The organism is Amycolatopsis cynarae, assembly GCF_026802195.1.
In the GTDB taxonomy this organism is placed as follows: domain Bacteria; phylum Actinomycetota; class Actinomycetes; order Mycobacteriales; family Pseudonocardiaceae; genus Amycolatopsis_E; species Amycolatopsis_E rhizosphaerae.
Window position 1 is genome coordinate 7,102,276 of the sequence record NZ_CP113836.1, and the last position, 16,206, is coordinate 7,118,481.

Genomic DNA, 16,206 nt, shown 5'->3' on the forward strand with positions numbered 1-16,206 from the left:
TGCGATGTTGATCCCTGAACGGGAGAATCACAGTTTGTTTTGCCTACGGTGAATTATCTTAGCTTCCTTCTTTGCAACTCGAATTGCGTCTTTCCAAACTGCCTGGACCTTCTTTTGGTCAGTTGGATTCACCACTTCGCGTCGGGTCAACTTGCTATCGAGCATTGTGATCTTGGCGACCATCGCCATCGTGCTCCTTTTGCGAATTGTGTCTCCGTATCGACATCGTAATAGATGTGGTTTGTACTGAGGGGATTACGGCCTGTCAGCTTCTGCGAAGGCGATCCCAAGCAGGTCGGCGAGTAGACGGACAACCTGCATGTCCGTATCTACTAGGTCACCCGCCCGGGGAGCATCTACTGTGATCATTCCGAACGAGTTTCCGCTAGCAGTAATTGCGGCAGATATGAATGTCTTATAGTCTTCGCCGCTACCCTCCCACTCGCTAGGCTTCTGTTTGTCCAGATTTGGAACGAAGATATTCTTTCCAGCGGCCACCAAGTCGAGCGCTCGATCCCCGCGCGGCGTACTAGCATCGAACCCTTTAGGGGTCTGACCACGGCCGTAGTAACTCATGCAAGACATTGATCGGCGACTATTGTTCAGCTTAAATACGACAGCTCGAACTCGCGGCACCCCGTGAAGAAGTAGAACGAGTGCAGCGGTGCAACTCGCTGCGAGTTTACTGAGGAGGCTTTCGCGTTGAAGCTTGCTCAAGTACGGCATAGTCGAGATATCTTCGACAATGGGCTGCAATGCATCTTTCACTGCAACACGAAACCTTGGTTCGGTTGCCCCGCGAAACTTGCTTCTCTGGTCAAAAAACTGAATTAAACCGCCTATCAAGAGAATCCCTGCTCCGCTAATCAGCAATATCCAGCTGTTCGGCCTATTTTCCCCTAGGCTGATCATGAAGGCGCCGCCAACGGGAAGGGCGATAACAAGAACGGGCGCAGTCCATCTATAGCTACCCTTGATCGAATCCGAGATGTTCGTGCTCATCTTCGTTGTCAACCTCCTCTCTTTGGTTTCGATACGAATTCTACGTCCCGTGCTAACCCTTGGCATCTTGTCGAGTGCGTCGGGTCGCTCCATATCTCGACCGACTGGTGCGGTCGCGCCCCGCTCGGCCTGATTGCTCGGTTCGGGCAAGCTTGGAGACCTGCCGGGGGTGCAGAAGTGAGCGCCCCGCGTCCAGTTCGTGACGGTGACTGTTTCTCGTCCGCGGTCCTCGGTAGCGGGCCGTCTTAAAAAGGAACTTTGAACACTGGGCTCATGAGGCGCTTTGGTAACACGCTCTCTATTAAAGTTGGATGTGGGTGAGGCTCTTGTCGTCGTGGCGTTTCGCTCGGGGAAGCTTGCGTGCGTCTGGGTCGTGCTCGCTCTCCCAGCGTTGGCACTGGGCAAGCAGCTCGTCGAGCGGTGGGCTGATCGTCCGTGCGCCGGTTGGCCGGGGGGCGAGTCGTAGGTGGTTGAGGGTGTTGTAGGCGCCATCGGTAGCCAGGACTGCCCAGGGTGTTTTGCAGATTGGGCGCGTCAAGGTGAGCGCGTGGCGGGCTGCGGTTGCCTCGGTTTCGGCGATCCAGTATCCGCCGGGCCGATTGCGATGCTCGACCTGCTGCCGCTGGAGCTCGCGCAGCAACCGGCGGTGTTCGTCGTCGAAGCCATAACCGGCTGCGAGGCGTTCGCGGTAGCGGCGGGCGGGCTCCAAATCGAGCCGGTCTATGCGGTCGTCGGTGATGGTCCGGTCGGGGAGGATCACGACGTTATCGCCGAGTACCAGCAGGTCAAGGTGCTCGTCCCGTTCCCGGGCGATGGTGATGGTGCTGGACGGTGACCGGCCGGGGGTGAGGTCGAGTTCGTCCGTGGTGGCTTTGATGGCGTCGGCCAGGGCCTCGACGAGGTCGGCCTCGGGTGCCGTGGTGAGGGTGTGGGCGATGTGCTGTCCGAGGTGTTCGGCGTAGGTGGCGGCCGGGACGGGGACGGGCACGAAAGCTGAGGCGCCGTCGAGCATGATCACGGCGTTGGGGGTGACGAAGATCTTGTCGTCACTGTCCTCGAAGGGTGGGAGCTGGGCGGATTCGACCTTCATAGGTTCACCAGGTGTAGGGGCCTGCGGCGAGTTCGCTGTCGGTGATGGTCAGTCCGTCATAGCTGGCGCGCACCACGAGCGACATCGGCTTGTCTCCGACCTTGCGGAACACCTCGGCCAGGTGTCCAGTGAGGTAGTGGGTCGCGCCGAGTGATCCGATGCCGTGGATACCCGCGATGTGGACGATCACACGGCCGTCGATCTTGTGCCGTGCGACGTAGGCGACGTCCGCGGGCTGCGGTTGTGTCTCGTCGGAGGGGGAGCCGAACCGTTCGCCGTCGGTGTGGCGTTCGATCCACCACCGGCCGTGGTCCTCGACCATGTGCAGCGCGGGGTCCCGGGCGAGCAGGGCGGCGCCGATCGGGGCGGATTTCGGGCCGCAGACCACGATGCTGTCCCCCGCCGGCGGGTCTTCCCGGTCGGGCTCGATCTGGTAGCGACTGACGGAGAGGGCCAAGGCGCTGACGAGGGTTTCGAGCTGGTCGCCGGTTTGGGCGTCCTCGGCGGCGATCAAGGGGCGTTCGCGGTCGGTGGTCCGGTACCGGTAGGGCACGCCGATGCTGACCGGGCCTACACCGAAGAACGCTCGCTCGATGCCTGGAGCGGTGCTGCGAATCTGGGTGATGCGGCCCTTCGTGATGCCGAGTGCCGCGGCGATCTCGGTGTAGCTCATCCCCCGGTCGCGGTGTGCTTCCTCGATGGCGGCCTTGCGGAGACGGGCCAGTTCGGTGGCGCGTTGCTGGTAGATGGTGAGCAGCTCGGTCGCGCGCTGTCCTCGCCGTATCGGGTCGGGGTCGCGGCGGACGCTCTCGAACTCCTCCGAACTGGTCACGACTCGGGAGTTTAGACCCCCTTGACAGGTCCTGTCTTGCTCCGTACCTTGTTGTTTAGCCCCCCTCTACAGACGACGAGAACTGCACGTGAAGTGTTTAGGGGGGTAAACAGCCCGAGTGGGGCTCCGAGATGAGGGGAAAGACAGATTGGCGATCGAGAAGGGGTTCCGGTTCCCGGTGCCGTTCGACCAGGCGTTTCCGCAGGGCCTGGTGATGGTGGGGGAGATCGCGCCGGACACCGAGTACCAGCAGAACCGCAACGTGCCCGCGAAACAGCGCATCGACGAGGTCACCGGCCTGCCGGTCTGGAAGGTCACCGTGACCGACCCGGACCAGCCCAACGCCAAGCGCGCCTCGTTCGACCTCTACCTGCTGTCCAAGCATCAGCCGGTGCCCACCACCGAGCGGTTCTCGCCGATGGTGGACATGCGGCCGATCGTGGGGCTCACCGACCTGACGGCCCAACCGAAGATCGCGGGCAACGGTGAGTTCAAGTACCAGTCCTACGTCTTCCGGGCTACCGGCTTCGCCGAACCCGGAAGCGCTGGGCAGCGGCCGGGTGCCCGGGGCAAGGGCGCGGCAGGGGAGCAGCAGGCGGCGTAGCGGCGTTCGCCCGATTCCGACAAGGCAGGAAAGACGATGACCTTACGCAACGCCGAACACGACCGCCCTACTCCGCCTGAGGAGTACGTGGGGTACGTGTACGAGTGGCTTGCCGACGAGTTGGCCGCGCGGATCATGTCCGGCGACTTGAAGCCGTCCACACCGCTTCCGGCGGAGGCCCGCCTCGCTCACGAGTACGGCGTTTCCCTCGGGACGGCTCGGCATGCCACGAAGCTGCTGTGTAAACGGGGCTTGGTGATCACGATCAAGTCCAAGGGCACGTACGTGACCCCGCGTAGGCCCAACCCGAGTTGAGCGGCAGCACGGGGGCGGAAAAGAGTGTCAGTCGCGCCCGCCCCCGTGCCTTCCCACCCACATCCCCTGAGGGGAGGTGATCCAGGTGCCACCCAGGTTACGGCCTTCTCGGCGCCGGTGGCTTGTTCGGCGGCGTTGCCTGCTCTGCGGGGCGCAGCACCGGCTGATCCGGGACAAGGTCCACGTGTGCCGGGCGTGTGCACGCAGCCCATTCGAGGGCCTCTAAGCAGAAATCCACAATAGACAGTTTCCCAACACGCGCGGGGTCGTGTGGCGATCAAGCACGTCCTCGTGTCGAAAAATCCCTGAAAGCTAAGGCGCAGAAGCGGATTCGGCGGCCAAACCATTCTCCGCTTCTGCGCTGCCTACCCTTGCGGAGTAGACAGTGGAAACGATAGACAACGCGCACCAGCGCGTGTCAACGGATCGCGGTCGGCAGCGGTGCGCCGCTTGCCGCAAATTCGCCCGTCTGGCGCCCAATGACACCGAGTGTGCCGCGTGCGCGGGCCGGTTGCCTTTGGACATTCCCGCCATCGGGAAGGCCGGTGGTCGGCGATGAACGCGCACACCCTCGGTGTTCTCCTTCTCGGCAGTGCGGGCCTGGCCCTCGTGGTCTGGGTGCTGCACAAGCTGGGCAAGGCCCTGGCCGCGATCGCGGAAACCCTCGCGGCTGCGGCGGTGGTGTTCGTCGCGCTGTGGTGGCTGCTCAAGGGCCTGGGGTGGCTGGTCCGGCAGATCGTGGCCCACCCCCGCACCACTCTCGCTGTGTTGGCTATAGCCGCGTGGTGCCGGTGGTGGGGCTGGCTATCTTTCCTGCTCACCGTGTTACTGCTGGCTTCTGGGCTGACGACCTGGTGGTGGTTGCACCTGGTGTCGTTCGATCAGTGGGCGGGGCGGGTGTTGCGGTCGTGGTGGTTCCGCTGGGCCGTCTACGCCCCGAAGCTGCCGGGTTGGCTGCACGCCTGCGGCCTGAGTGTGAAAGACGACAGCATCCCCGTCGACGTCACCGTGACCCTCGTCGGGCGCAAGAAGATCAGCCGCAACCAGCAGCCTTCCCGAGTGCGGATCCCGAGGGTCAAGGTGGTGAAGTCCGGGCCGTCGTGGGACGAGGTGCGGGTGGAGTTGGTGGCGGGGCAGAAGCCGGAGGACTTCGACGACGCCGCCCGCGCCCTCGCCTCGGCCCGCAAGGTCGCCCGCTGCCAGGTCCGGGAGATCGCCCCGAACGTCGTGTCGATCGACTTCCAGCGGCGTGACCTGCTCGCCCACCCCGTGCCCTGCCCCGACCTCGACGAGGCCGCGGTGGATCTGCGCCGGGTGTGGGCCGGGCGCACCGAGTACGGGCAGGACTGGCACCTGCCCCTCTACGGCTCCGGGAGCCACACCCTGACCGCGGGTGCCAGTGGTGCGGGGAAGAACTCGGTGATGTGGTGCCCGCTTGTCTCCATCGCCCCTGCGATCCGTGATGGCCTGGTGCGGGTGTCGGGGATTGACCCGAAGGGCATGGAGTTGGCGTATGGGCGGGGGATCTTCCACCGCTACGCCGTGACCGGCAAGGACACCCTCGACCTGCTGGATGACCTGGTGCAGGCCATGGAAAGGCGTAAGGCGGAGTTCGCCGGCCGGGTCCGCACCGTCCCCATCACCCGGGAGCATCCGTTGGAGCTGGTGGAGTTCGACGAGATCGGGGCGCTCACGAAGTACACCGATCGCAAGACCCGCGAACAGATCGTGGAAAAGGTCGCCCTCCTGACCACCCAGGGCCGGGCACTCGGGTTCACCGTGCGCGGCTATGTGCAGGAGCCGACCAAGGACACGGTGCCGGTGCGGGATCTGTTCCCCCGCCGCATCTGCCTGCGCGTCACCGCGAAATCCCACGTCGGCATGGTCCTCGGGGATCAAGCCTACGAGCGGGGCGCGTGGGCGAACCGGATCGAGGAATCCGCCGCCGGGGTCGGGTACGTGTGGGGCGAAGGACTGCGCGAACCCCTGCGCGTGCGGGCCGGGTGGGTACCAGACGAGATGGTGAAGGCGCTGGAAGCGTTCGTGACCGCTGGTCAGGTCGTGCCGCTCCCGGCTCGGGAGATCGAAGGGGGGCGGGCGGCGTGAGCACATTGGAGCACCTGGCGACGGCGTTCTTCGACCACACGCGCAGGAACCCCTTGCCGGAGCCGTGCACGGTGACGTTGCAGGCGATGCGCCCGGAAGTGGAAGTGCAGATCGAGCCCGGTCCCACGGTCGCGCACTTGTCCGGCCTGCTGGCGTGGGCGGCCACTCTCGACCACGTCGAGGCCCGGTGGGGTCACACCCGTTATGGCGATCTCCACATCAGCGTCCAGGGGCTCACCCAGGGCGGGGTGCGGTTGCGGGTCTACGGCGGTATCTCCTTCGACGACTGCCACGGGCTGGTTTCCCTCGACGGCGAGGGCTACCAGAGCGTGACGCTCGACGAACTGTCCACCCTGCGCGACCTCCTCCAGGACGGGGAGGCCCGATGAGCACCGGAACCCGCGCCGAACGCATGCGGCTGCCGCTGTCCTCGGAGGTCATGAAGGCCACCGCCGAGAAACACGGCGTGTGCGTCCGCCCGTTCACCATGGAGGTCGGCGACCCCGACACCGGCGAACTTCGGTATGTCGCCGTGCCCTGCGGCTCCACCATCGAGTCCGTCTGCTTGCCGTGTGCGCGGAAGGCGAAGGCGTTGCGGATGGTGCAGTGCCGGGAGGGCTGGCATCTGGCCGAGGAGCCCGACTTCACCCCGACACCGCCGAGTGATGATCAGAAGGAGTTGATGGGGTTCCGGGCGGACCTGGTCAAGCTCTACCGGGATGCCGTGGCGCATGGGGAGGAGGGCCAGGCCGACGAGCTACGGGAGGAGATCCGCGGGGTCGACGAGGAACTTCGGCAACTCGGCATGCGCGGCCGACTCCCCTCACCCGACCTGCCCGAACGGAAACCGGCCAAGCGGTCCACCAAGCGCAGGCAGGACGCCCCGAACCTGCCTCGCCGGAAGGTCGCCAAGACGACGGTGGGCAGGGAGTATGCGGGGCGGTTTCGGCCGTCGATGTTCGTCACCCTGACCTGCGACACCTACGGACGGGTCCGAGAGGACGGCACCCCGGTCAACCCGGGCGAGTACGACTACCGGCGGGCGGCCCGGGACGCGGTGCACTTCTCCTCCCTGGTGGACCGCTGGTGGCAGAACCTACGGCGGGTCGTGGGGTGGGATGTGCAGTACTTCGCCACCGTCGAACCCCAAAAACGCGCCGCACCCCACCTCCACGCCGCGGTGCGCGGGTCGATCCCGCACGAGGTCATCCGCCAGGTCACCGAAGCCACCTATCACCAGGTCTGGTGGCCCAACCATGACCAGCTCGTCTACCACGGGGACCGGCTGCCCGTATGGGACGCACAAGCAGAGTCCTTTGTAGACCCCGAGACACGGGAGCCGCTGACGGCCTGGGGTGAGGCCGTGGAGGTGGTGGAGGAACCCGCGCACGTGGTGACCTTTGGGCGGCAGGTGCACTCCAAGGGCATCCTCGGCGGCACCGACGAAGCCGGACGCCACATCGGCTATCTGACCAAGTACCTGACCAAGTCCACGGGGGAAGTGGTCGAAGCCTCGACGAATCGGCAGCGGGAGCACCATGACCGGCTCCACGCCGAACTGTCGATCACGCCGTGTTCGCCGCGGTGCGCGGCGTGGATGCTCTACGGGATTCAGCCTCTCGGGGCGACCAGCCGGACCACACCGGGGCACTGCAAGGGGCGGGCACATCGCCGGACCACGCTGGGGCTGCCCGGCCGTCGGGTCCTGGTCTCCCGGAAGTGGTCCGGCAAGACGCTCGCCGACCACAAGGCCGACCGCAAGGCGTTCGTGCGGGACATGCTCGCCGCCGTCGGGATCGTCAAGCCGGAGCAGGACACCTCGCGGTTGATCTGGCGCAAAGTCGACCCGCGCGACCGGGACGCACCACCCCGCGCCCACCTGCTCCTACGTGCCATCGCTGAACGCATCACCTGGAAGGCCGAGTACGACCGCGCGCTACTGGCGGCAGGGCCACCAACAGGGGAGCAAGAAACTTCGGCAACTCCGCTCGCGGCCTAAAGGGGGACAGCATGGACAACGTAAGCAGGATCGGCCGTCTCTGGACGGTGGAGGACGTGTCGGGCTACCTCGGCATCCCGGTGGCGACGCTGTACCAGTGGCGCAGCAAGGGCTACGGGCCTGCCGGTCGCCGGATGGGCAAGTACGTCCGCTACCGGCCCGAGGACGTGCGGGCCTGGGTGGACGGGCTCGCGGACGAGGTGGCGTGATGGGTCGTCCACCTCTGGATATCGGGACCTACGGGAAGATCCGGTACTCACCTCTGCCCGGCGGTGGCTGGCGTGCGCGCACGCAGTTCCGGGACTACGACGGCAAGACTCGGCCGGTCGAGCGCACGGGGAAGACGCAGGGGAAGGCGGCGCAGCGGCTGCGGGAAGCCATCCGGGAGTGGACGGGGGCGACGAGTGGTGAGGTGACGCGGGAAACGAAGTTGAGGGAGCTCGCGGCGATGTGGATGGAGCAGGTCGACCTTGAGGTGGGGCGAGGAGAGAAGTCGCCCAACACGGCGACCACCTATCGCTCGATCCTCGATCGCCATATCCTGCCTGGGCTGGGGGAGCTTCGTGTCCGTGAGGCCACGGTCTCCCGGATTGACCGGTTTCTTGTTGCCCTGCTTCAGAATGTGGGGTCGTCGTCGGCGAAGACGGCGCGGACGGTGTTGTCCGGCATGTTGGGGCTGGCTGCCCGGTATGACGCGATCAGCACCAATCCGACGCGGGACACTCGTCGGATTTCGGCCGGCCAGACCAAGCAGCCGCGGGCGTTGGACGCGATGGAGCGGACGCAGTGGTTGGCCCAGTTGGAGAGCAACGACAAGGCCGTTCGCTGGGACCTGCCGGACTTGTCGAAGTTCATGATGGCGACCGGGGTTCGGATCGGTGAGGCGCTCGGCGTCTTCTGGGATGACGTGGACTTCGACGCCGGGACTGTTGATGTGGCGCACACGGTCGTGCGGGTCAAGGGGCAGGGGCTGTACCGGAAGCCGAAGACGAAGACCAAGAAGAGCGAGCGTCTGTTGCCGCTGCCGTCGTGGGCGCTGGAGATCTTGGAGAAGCGGAGGGCCGAAGCGATGGAGGAGGGCCGGGGCATGAGCAGCCCGGTGTTCGCCAGCTCGACCGGTGGGCTCCGGGATCCGAGCAACGTGCTGCGGGTGATCCGGGAGACCCGCGGCCGGGAGGAGTTCCTGTGGGTCACCTCGCACACGTTCCGCAAGACGACGGCGACCGCGCTCGACGATGCGGACGTGCCGACCCGGTTGATCGCGGATCATCTTGGCCATGCGAGGGTGTCCATGACGCAGGATGTGTACCTGGGCCGGAAGGCGGTCGATCCGGCCACGGCGGCGGCCCTGGAGGGGCTGTTGGATAACCCGTCCGAGGGCAAAAGCGGGGATAAACCGGGGAGATGATCTTGTCCCGGGTGGCCCGCGAGTCGCTGACCTGCATGAAGAGTGGGCCGCCCGGGGCTCGAACCCGGAACCTATGGATTAAAAGTCCACAGCTCTACCAATTGAGCTAACGGCCCGCGCACGTAGTCTAGCCGGTGCTCGCAGTGCCTTGGCCACGCTGGGTGGTTGTTCCGCGTGTGGCGCCCGTCTCGGAGGCGTGTTGTGCCTGGGAGTCGCTCTTCTCCAGTTGTCGGAGGGTTTTCCGCAACCAGGCCAGCTCGGCCTGGCTGGTGGCCTTGGCGATGGTGAGCATCCCCTGCCGGTACGGGTCGTCGAAGTCCTCCGCGCTGAGCGGGCGTCCGCGTTCGTAGAAGAAGCTGGTCGGTTCTTCCAGGAAGGTGAGGCGCCGGCGGAGGACGGCGGCTTCCGCGGCCGGGTCGTCGAGGTGGCGCAGGAAGGCCAGGACGACGTACCAGCGGTTCTCGTCGCTGACGTCGAGCTCTTCGGGCGAGCGTAGCCGTGCCCGCAGGGCAGTGCGTCCCGCGTCGGTGAGGGTGAGTACGTGGCGGGGTGCCGCGGCCTGGCCCGGTTCGGTGCGGCGGCTCAGCAGACCGGCCTGCTCCATGCGTTTGATCTTGGGATACAGGGTTCCCTCGGCGATGGGGCGGATGTGCCCGGTGAGTGCCGCGATCCGGGTGCGCAGCTCGTAGCCGTGCAGCGGCTGTTCGAAGAGGAAGCCCAGGATCGCCAGTTCCAGCATTTCCGCATTGTCGTCCAGGTCGTGCGGACGCGACTCGAGACCGGTATACATCGTAGTCGATGTATTATCGCCGCGAGGTAGCTCGGAACGGAGGGGGATCGATGGCCATACCCGTGAGCGCGCTGATGCTGTGCATCTTCTGCATCGGCACCGCCGAACTCGTGGTGACCGGGCTGCTTCCGCAGCTTGCCGTCGACCTGCACGTCTCGGTCCCGTCCGCCGGTCTGCTCGTGACGCTGTACGCCGCCGGAGCCGTCGTCGGCGGACCCGTTGTGACGGCGCTGACCACGAGGGTTCCTCGCAAGGCACTGCTACTGGCGCTGATGGGGCTGTTCGCGGCCGGCAACGTGATCGCCTTCGTGGCGCCTTCCTACGCATGGCTCGCGGTCGGGCGGGTGCTGAGCGCTCTGTCGCAGGGCACGTTCTTCGCGGTGTCCGTGATCGTCGCGCTGACCCTGGTGGCACCCGAGAAAGCGGGCGTCACCATCGCGAATCTGGCCTTCGGGTTGAACCTGGCCACGGTGCTGGGCTCGCCACTCGGCACGTTGCTGGGGCAGCATCTCGGCTGGCGCGCCGTTTTCGGCGTCATCGCCGTCGCCTCCGTGCTGTGTGTGGTGGCGCTGGGGCGGACGGCGCCGGCCGTCCCCGCCGACGGTGGCTCCGTACGGGCCGAGTTCGCGGTCTTCCGCAACGCGGCGGTGTGGCAGTCGATCCTCATCACGACGCTGGCCCAGGCGGGACTGTTCGCGGTGATGACCTACATAGCCCCGCTGGTCACCGGCGTTTCCGGCTTCCCCGTGAGCTGGGTTTCGGTGCTGCTGCTGGTGTTCGGCGCGGGCTCGGCGCTGGGCAACTTCGCCGGGGGACGGCTGGCCGACCGGTGGCTGCTGGGCTCCCTCGTCGCGTTGCTCACCGAACTGACGCTGAGTTTGCTCCTGCTCTGGCTGGTCCTGCCCTGGCGGGTGCTGACCCCGCCGGTCCTGCTCCTCTTCGGTGCGTTCGGCTTCTCGATCGTGCCCGGCCTGCAAGCGCGGATCATGCGCAGCACCACCGGGGCGCCCACCCTCGCGCTGTCGGTGAACGTCTCCGCGTTCAACATCGGAAACGGCCTGGGAGCGTGGCTCGGCGGGCAGGACATCGCACTCGGGTTACCCGTCCGGTCGGTCACGATCGTCGGCGCCGTGCTCAGCGCCGGCGGGCTGGCCGCGCTGGCTCTCGTGTGGGCTCGGGAAAGAAGAACGGCCGGGAAGGTGTCGGTCTAGTACTTCGCGGGACGTCCGCGCCAGAGGGACACCACGGCAGCGAGGCCGGCGATGCTCGGCAGCAGGGTCAGTATCCCGTACCCGACCGGGAGGATGACCTTGTACGCCCCGCCGCCCATGGTGAGGTGCGCCAGGGAGAGGCAGGCGCCGACGGCGAACACGGTGGTCGCGGCCCCGCGGGCCCAGCGCTTGCGGGTGACCACCGCCCAGATCATCGGCAGCCAGCAGAGGATGCCGAGAACGCCGATGATCACAAGGTAGATCACGATGGCGTTCCGGTCGGCTTTCACGAGGTCGGGGCCCCAATCGGGGTAGGCCGCGCGCACGTGGTCCGCAACGGTGTCGACGGTGGCCACGTCCACGAGCGGGGCCACCGTCGCGACCACGGTCAGGGCCAAGCCGAGCAACATCGCTCCCGGCCAACGCCGCCGGGTGGGGTTGTCAGTGGGTGTTGCCATGAGAAGCCAGCCCTTCCGGATGCTCCCGGGATATTATTCCTACGTTGTAGGTATACGTCTACAGCGTAGGTTTCGGCTACGGGAGCGCCTTGGCAGTGGTCAATCGCACACAGGGACAGTCGGCGGGACTCACTCGCGAACGGATCGGCCGGGCCGCGGTCGAACTGGTGGATCGGGACGGGCTCGAGCGGTTCGGCGTGCGGCGGTTGGCCGCCGAACTGGGGGTGGACCCGATGTCGATCTACAACCACATCAAGGGCAAGGCCGCGCTCCTCGACACGGTTTCCGCGACGGTCCTCGCCGAGGTCGGAGCCGAACTGGGCTCCGCGCCTCCCGGCGGCGACTGGATCGACGTCGCCCGCGGGATGGCCCACGCCTACCGCGAACTGGCTCACCGGCATCCCCGCGTGTTCCCGTTGCTGACCACGCGGGCCCAGACCTCGCCGGTCGCCCTCGCCGCCCTCGAACAACTCGCGGCGGCCATGCGCCGTGAAGGTGTTCCGGACCGGGTCGTCGCCGATGCGCCGTTGATCCTGTTCGGCTTCCTCAACGGCTATCTGCTCGCCACGCTGAGTGCGGCCTCGGAGGCCGCCTCCCCTGACCTGCTCCTCGCGGAATACCCGGCGATGGCCGCCCTCGCCCCTTTGCAGGCCGGTTTCGGTTCCCGGGAGGAGTTCGACCGCATGCTGGAGACCGTGCTCGGCGGAATCCGGGCCGCGGCCGGGGAGCGGTAGCGCGGACCGGGGCATTGGTGCTTTTGAGTTCATTTCCTGGAATGAGCCGCATCCGGGTCCCGTTTACGGCAAGATCGGGCCGCTCGCCTTGACCTGAAGGACCCGGGAGGAACGTCGATGCCTCGGTTGGACGGGCCGGTGCAAGCGCTGGCCCGTGGGGACGCGGAGCGGCTGCTGGCCGAGTCGGCCAACAAGCCCCACGAGGGCCGGGTGTACGACTACTACCTGGGCGGGACCTCGAACTACGCCGCGGACCGGCTGTTCGCGCAGCGCCAGATCGCGACGCTGCCGGACCTGCCGTGGGCGGCCCGGCAGAACCGCGGTTTCGTGGGCCGGGCCGTCCGGCACCTGATCGCGCGCGGGATCCGGCAGTTCATCGACCTCGGGTCCGGTTTCCTCGTCGACGGCACCGTCCACCAGGTCGCCGAACGGTACGCGCCGGGAGAATGCCGCGTCGTCTACGTCGACCACGATCCCCTGGTCAGCGACCGGACGTACCGGCTTCTGCAGCAGAGTGGGCAGCTGGAGCGCAACCGTTCGGTCAACGGGGATCTCCTGCGCCACGAGGAACTGTGGGAGGCGGTCCTCGGCTCCCGGCTGATCAACCCGCGCCGTCCGGTCGGCCTGCTGATGACCGCGGTGCTGCACTTCGTGCCCGACGAGGCCAACCCGCACCCGTCGGTGGCGTTCTTCCGGGACCAGGTCATCGCGGGCTCGGGGCTCGCGATCTCCCACGTCACCACCGACGGCATGTCCGCGCAGGCCCGGGCGAAGCTGGAGGCGGTGGCCAAGGACTACGACCAGACCACCTCGCGCATGATCACTCGCCACCGCGACGAACTGCTCGCGTTCTTCGGGGACTGGTCGCTGGTGCAGCCACCGGGCCTGGTGTGGACGCCCGAGTGGACCACTCCCGAGTCCGGTGCGGTGGTGGTGCCCGAAGATCCCTCCCGTGCCCAGGGCGTGGCCGGGCTGGCGTGGAAGCCCTGAGGTGTTCAGTCCGAGGTGACGCGGGCGGTGCGGCGCAGCCAGAACAGCCCGATCACCGGCAGTACCAGCGGGATGAACAGGTAGCCCTCGCCGTAGCCGGACCACACGGTCGCGTCCGGGAACGCGGCGGGGTCGAACACGCTGAGGGTGCCGACGGCCAGCACGCCGAGCAGTTCGACGCTGCACGAGACCAGCGCCACGGTCCACGAGGTGGAGCCCTTCCTGGCGAGCGCCACGGTGGCGACGATGTAGATCACGGCCGCCAGCGCCGACAGCAGGTAGGCCAGCGGCGCCTCGTGGAACTTGGTGGCGATCTGGACCGCGGCCCGCGAGGTCGCGGCCAGCGCGAAGATCGCGTAGACGGCGACCAGCACCCGGCCCGGCCCGGTCGCGGTGTTCTTCGTCTCAGGCACTGGCACCTCCCCAGATCTGGTGCAGGCGCAACACCATGACCGGGATGGCCACGCAGGCGATGCCGAGGATCACCGTGCTGGACCGGCTGCGTTCGGCCAGCGCCCAGGCGGCGCCGGCGGGGATGATCACGAGCGAGCCGATCAGATAGGCCAGGAACGTCACCAGGCTGCCGGGGTGGTGGCCGCCGATCAGCAGCACCACGCCGATCACCAGTTGGACGACCAGCAGCAGCTCGACCAGGCCGAGCGCGGCGAGCAGGGGCCGTCCGGGCTCGCGGTCGCGGGCGGCGAGCAGGAAGCTCCAGGCCGCGACGACGAGGGCGCAGACCGCCACCGCCACCCCGAAACCCGAAATCACGGACGGTAGCTTAGCCGGGCTCCGTCCGGACCGGTGCGAGGCCCTCGCGCCCCATGTCCACAAAGGACCGCGCTCCCGTTCTACTCAGGGGTGTTTACCAACCGATCGGATGACATCACGTTCACTTGACCGGAGTAGGCGCGCTTGATTACCTTGTGTCATCACGAATCAGCGAGGATGGACCGTCGCTCAGGCCGCGGTCCGGGTAATGGTCGACGCCGGTGTACGGAACGCGTACACCGTGCCCGCTGACTCCTTCCTGGAGCTTCTCGACGCGATCCAGGTCGAACCCCTCCTGCGGCTGGTTGCCGCGCGGCACGAGTCCGCCGTGGCCTTCATGGCCGAGGCCGAGGGCAAGCTGCGGGACCGGCCTGCCCTGCTCCTCGGCAGCCGGGGACCGGGCGTGTACCACTTCGCCACCGGCCTGCACACCGCCTGCGAGGACGAGACCCCGCTGATCGTGCTGCTCGCGGACCCGCCATCGATGAACCTCGTCGGCGGCGGGGACGACGAACTGGACCAGCTGGCCTTCTTCCGCCCGTTCGCGAAGTGGCTCGCCAGGGCGACCACCCCCGGTGAGGTGCCGGCGCTGCTCGCCCAGGCGCTCACGGAGGTCCAGCGAGGCCGGCGCGGGCCCGCCGTGCTCGCCGTCCCGGCCGACTTCTGGGGCGTGCCGTTCGACGCCCCCCTGCCCGCGCCCGAACCGCCCCCGGAGCGGTCGGGTGCGTTGCTGCGCTCGGCCGACGAGGTCGCCGGGCTGCTCGCGGACTCCCGCCATCCGGTGGTGATCGCGGGCAGCCGTGCGCGCCAGGCCCGCGACGAGCTGATCGTCGCGGCCGACAAGCTCGGTCTGTCCGTGTACAACGCCTACCGGCGGCAGGATGCCTTCCCCGAGAACCACGCCCGCTACGCCGGGCACCTCGGGATCGGCATCCCGCCCCGGCAGTTGGACGCGCTCGCGCGGGCGGACCTGGTGCTTTCCCTCGGTGCCCGGCTCGACGAGGTCACCACCCAGAACCACCGGTACCCGGGCCCCAGCCAGACCCTCGTGGTCATCGGGCCCAACCCGGTGCCGACCCGCCGCCGCGGCCTGACCGTCCGGATCGACTGCGAGATCGGCCCGTTCCTCCGAGAGCTGTGCGCGGTCGCGGAGCCGAGGGCGCGGCGCAGTTCCGCGGCCAACGCGGGGACCCACACGTTCATGACCCCGCCGGACACCCGCGGCAACGCGTTGGTGCACCCGGCCGAGGTGGTGCGCGCGGTGCGCAAGGTGGTGCCCGAAGACACCATCGTGGCCGCCGACTCCAGCAACTTCGCCGGTTTCGTGCACCGGTACTGGTGCTTCACCGCTCCGCACACCCAGCTCGGGCCCTCGGCCCGTGCGATGGGGTACGCGGTGCCCGCCGCGGTCGCCGCGAAGCTCGCCGCGCCCCAGCGCACGGTGGTCGCCATGGTGGGGGACGCCAGCGCGATGATGACCGGCCAGGAGCTGGAGACCGCGGTGCGGTACCGGGTTCCGATCATCGTCGTGGTGATCCAGAGCGGTATCTACGGCGAGATCGCGATGCACCAGGCCCGTACCCACGGGCGGCTGTCGGGGGTTTCGCTCGGCATCATCGACTTCGCGTCGTGGGCGCGTTCCTTCGGCGCGGTGGGCTACACGGTCGAATCGCCCGAACAGCTCGAACCCACGGTGAGCAGGGCGCTGCACCACCAGCGGCCGACGGTGATCGACGTGCGCACCGACCCGGACGTGGTCGCGCCCGACATCCGGCTCAGTGCGCTGTTCCCACGGCCTCGCCCGAACTGAACCAATTCCGCGAGATAGGGGTGGGGTCCGCTCGCGTTTTCCCCGCCGCTCACGTACGTTGAAATTTCGTTGCTGCGTACCAAAAC

At 67.3% G+C, this 16,206-nt stretch carries 19 protein-coding genes and 1 tRNA gene; 11 read left to right on the forward strand and 9 right to left on the reverse strand.

What is annotated here, in order from left to right; genetic code table 11:
• Window positions 1-27 precede the first annotated feature (27 nt).
• The 4 genes from ORV05_RS34500 to ORV05_RS34515 form a co-directional block, all read right to left on the reverse strand.
• Window positions 28-189 carry a hypothetical protein gene (locus tag ORV05_RS34500; protein WP_268756056.1) on the reverse strand — a complete coding sequence of 54 codons (162 nt, stop codon included), beginning with the start codon at window positions 187-189 and terminating at the stop codon, window positions 28-30.
• A 66-nt stretch (window positions 190-255) separates the two neighbouring features.
• On the reverse strand, window positions 256-1,002 hold the full coding sequence (locus ORV05_RS34505) for a GAF domain-containing protein (RefSeq protein WP_268756057.1): 747 nt from the start codon (window positions 1,000-1,002) through the stop codon (window positions 256-258).
• Between the two features lie 301 nt (window positions 1,003-1,303).
• Window positions 1,304-2,092, reverse strand: a complete 789-nt coding sequence (locus ORV05_RS34510; protein WP_268756058.1) for a hypothetical protein — start codon at window positions 2,090-2,092, stop codon at window positions 1,304-1,306.
• Window positions 2,093-2,096: 4 nt separating this feature from the next.
• Complete coding sequence (locus ORV05_RS34515) at window positions 2,097-2,924, reverse strand: hypothetical protein (RefSeq protein ID WP_268756059.1); 828 nt, start codon at window positions 2,922-2,924, stop codon at window positions 2,097-2,099.
• A 148-nt stretch (window positions 2,925-3,072) separates the two neighbouring features.
• Between ORV05_RS34515 and ORV05_RS34520 the strand changes: the two genes are divergently transcribed.
• The 7 genes from ORV05_RS34520 (at window position 3,073) to ORV05_RS34550 (ending at window position 9,356) form a co-directional block, all read left to right on the forward strand.
• The gene (locus ORV05_RS34520) at window positions 3,073-3,528 is read left to right on the forward strand and encodes a hypothetical protein (RefSeq protein ID WP_268756060.1); all 456 of its coding nucleotides are present in this window, start codon (window positions 3,073-3,075) and stop codon (window positions 3,526-3,528) included.
• Window positions 3,529-3,564: 36 nt separating this feature from the next.
• Window positions 3,565-3,843, forward strand: a complete 279-nt coding sequence (locus ORV05_RS34525; RefSeq protein WP_268756061.1) for a GntR family transcriptional regulator — start codon at window positions 3,565-3,567, stop codon at window positions 3,841-3,843.
• A gap of 555 nt (window positions 3,844-4,398) precedes the next feature.
• Window positions 4,399-5,949: an FtsK/SpoIIIE domain-containing protein gene (locus ORV05_RS34530; protein ID WP_268756062.1), complete on the forward strand. Its 1,551-nt coding sequence runs from the start codon at window positions 4,399-4,401 to the stop codon at window positions 5,947-5,949.
• Window positions 5,946-6,338 carry a hypothetical protein gene (locus tag ORV05_RS34535; RefSeq protein WP_268756063.1) on the forward strand — a complete coding sequence of 131 codons (393 nt, stop codon included), beginning with the start codon at window positions 5,946-5,948 and terminating at the stop codon, window positions 6,336-6,338. Before ORV05_RS34530 ends, ORV05_RS34535 begins: the two co-directional genes overlap by 4 nt.
• Window positions 6,335-7,948 carry a replication initiator gene (locus ORV05_RS34540; RefSeq protein ID WP_268756064.1) on the forward strand — a complete coding sequence of 538 codons (1,614 nt, stop codon included), beginning with the start codon at window positions 6,335-6,337 and terminating at the stop codon, window positions 7,946-7,948. The genes ORV05_RS34535 and ORV05_RS34540 overlap by 4 nt, the downstream gene beginning before the upstream one ends.
• A gap of 11 nt (window positions 7,949-7,959) precedes the next feature.
• The gene (locus ORV05_RS34545; protein ID WP_268756065.1) at window positions 7,960-8,157 is read left to right on the forward strand and encodes a helix-turn-helix transcriptional regulator; all 198 of its coding nucleotides are present in this window, start codon (window positions 7,960-7,962) and stop codon (window positions 8,155-8,157) included.
• Complete coding sequence (locus tag ORV05_RS34550) at window positions 8,157-9,356, forward strand: tyrosine-type recombinase/integrase (protein WP_268756066.1); 1,200 nt, start codon at window positions 8,157-8,159, stop codon at window positions 9,354-9,356. Before ORV05_RS34545 ends, ORV05_RS34550 begins: the two co-directional genes overlap by 1 nt.
• Before the next feature lie 43 nt (window positions 9,357-9,399).
• Here ORV05_RS34550 and ORV05_RS34555 read toward each other — a convergent pair.
• Window positions 9,400-9,472 (reverse strand) — tRNA-Lys (locus tag ORV05_RS34555).
• 11 nt (window positions 9,473-9,483) lie between these two features.
• Entirely contained in the window at window positions 9,484-10,146 is a 663-nt protein-coding gene (locus tag ORV05_RS34560; protein WP_268756067.1) for a PadR family transcriptional regulator, read from the reverse strand.
• Between the two features lie 50 nt (window positions 10,147-10,196).
• Here ORV05_RS34560 and ORV05_RS34565 point away from each other — a divergent pair, with 50 nt between their 5' ends.
• A complete protein-coding gene (locus ORV05_RS34565) occupies window positions 10,197-11,357 on the forward strand; it encodes an MFS transporter (RefSeq protein WP_268756068.1) in 1,161 nt (386 codons plus the stop codon).
• Here the strand turns inward: ORV05_RS34565 and ORV05_RS34570 are convergent.
• Window positions 11,354-11,815 (reverse strand): hypothetical protein, encoded by a 462-nt coding sequence (locus tag ORV05_RS34570; protein WP_268756069.1) that lies wholly within the window; start codon window positions 11,813-11,815, stop codon window positions 11,354-11,356. The genes ORV05_RS34565 and ORV05_RS34570 overlap by 4 nt on opposite strands.
• A 95-nt stretch (window positions 11,816-11,910) precedes the next feature.
• On the opposite strand from ORV05_RS34570, the gene ORV05_RS34575 reads away from it, so the two are divergent.
• Window positions 11,911-12,549, forward strand: a complete 639-nt coding sequence (locus ORV05_RS34575; protein WP_268756071.1) for a TetR/AcrR family transcriptional regulator — start codon at window positions 11,911-11,913, stop codon at window positions 12,547-12,549.
• A gap of 117 nt (window positions 12,550-12,666) precedes the next feature.
• A complete protein-coding gene (locus tag ORV05_RS34580; protein ID WP_268756072.1) occupies window positions 12,667-13,539 on the forward strand; it encodes an SAM-dependent methyltransferase in 873 nt (290 codons plus the stop codon).
• A 5-nt stretch (window positions 13,540-13,544) separates the two neighbouring features.
• Here the strand turns inward: ORV05_RS34580 and ORV05_RS34585 are convergent, their stop codons facing one another.
• Together ORV05_RS34585 and ORV05_RS34590 are read right to left on the reverse strand one after the other, a co-directional pair.
• Window positions 13,545-13,913, reverse strand: coding sequence for a hypothetical protein (locus tag ORV05_RS34585; RefSeq protein WP_407652814.1), 369 nt, complete (start codon window positions 13,911-13,913; stop codon window positions 13,545-13,547).
• 31 nt (window positions 13,914-13,944) lie between these two features.
• The gene (locus ORV05_RS34590; RefSeq protein WP_144589972.1) at window positions 13,945-14,310 is read right to left on the reverse strand and encodes a hypothetical protein; all 366 of its coding nucleotides are present in this window, start codon (window positions 14,308-14,310) and stop codon (window positions 13,945-13,947) included.
• 208 nt (window positions 14,311-14,518) lie between these two features.
• Between ORV05_RS34590 and ORV05_RS34595 the strand changes: the two genes are divergently transcribed.
• Window positions 14,519-16,120 (forward strand): thiamine pyrophosphate-binding protein, encoded by a 1,602-nt coding sequence (locus ORV05_RS34595; RefSeq protein WP_268756074.1) that lies wholly within the window; start codon window positions 14,519-14,521, stop codon window positions 16,118-16,120.
• The last annotated feature ends 86 nt before the right edge of the window (window positions 16,121-16,206 follow it).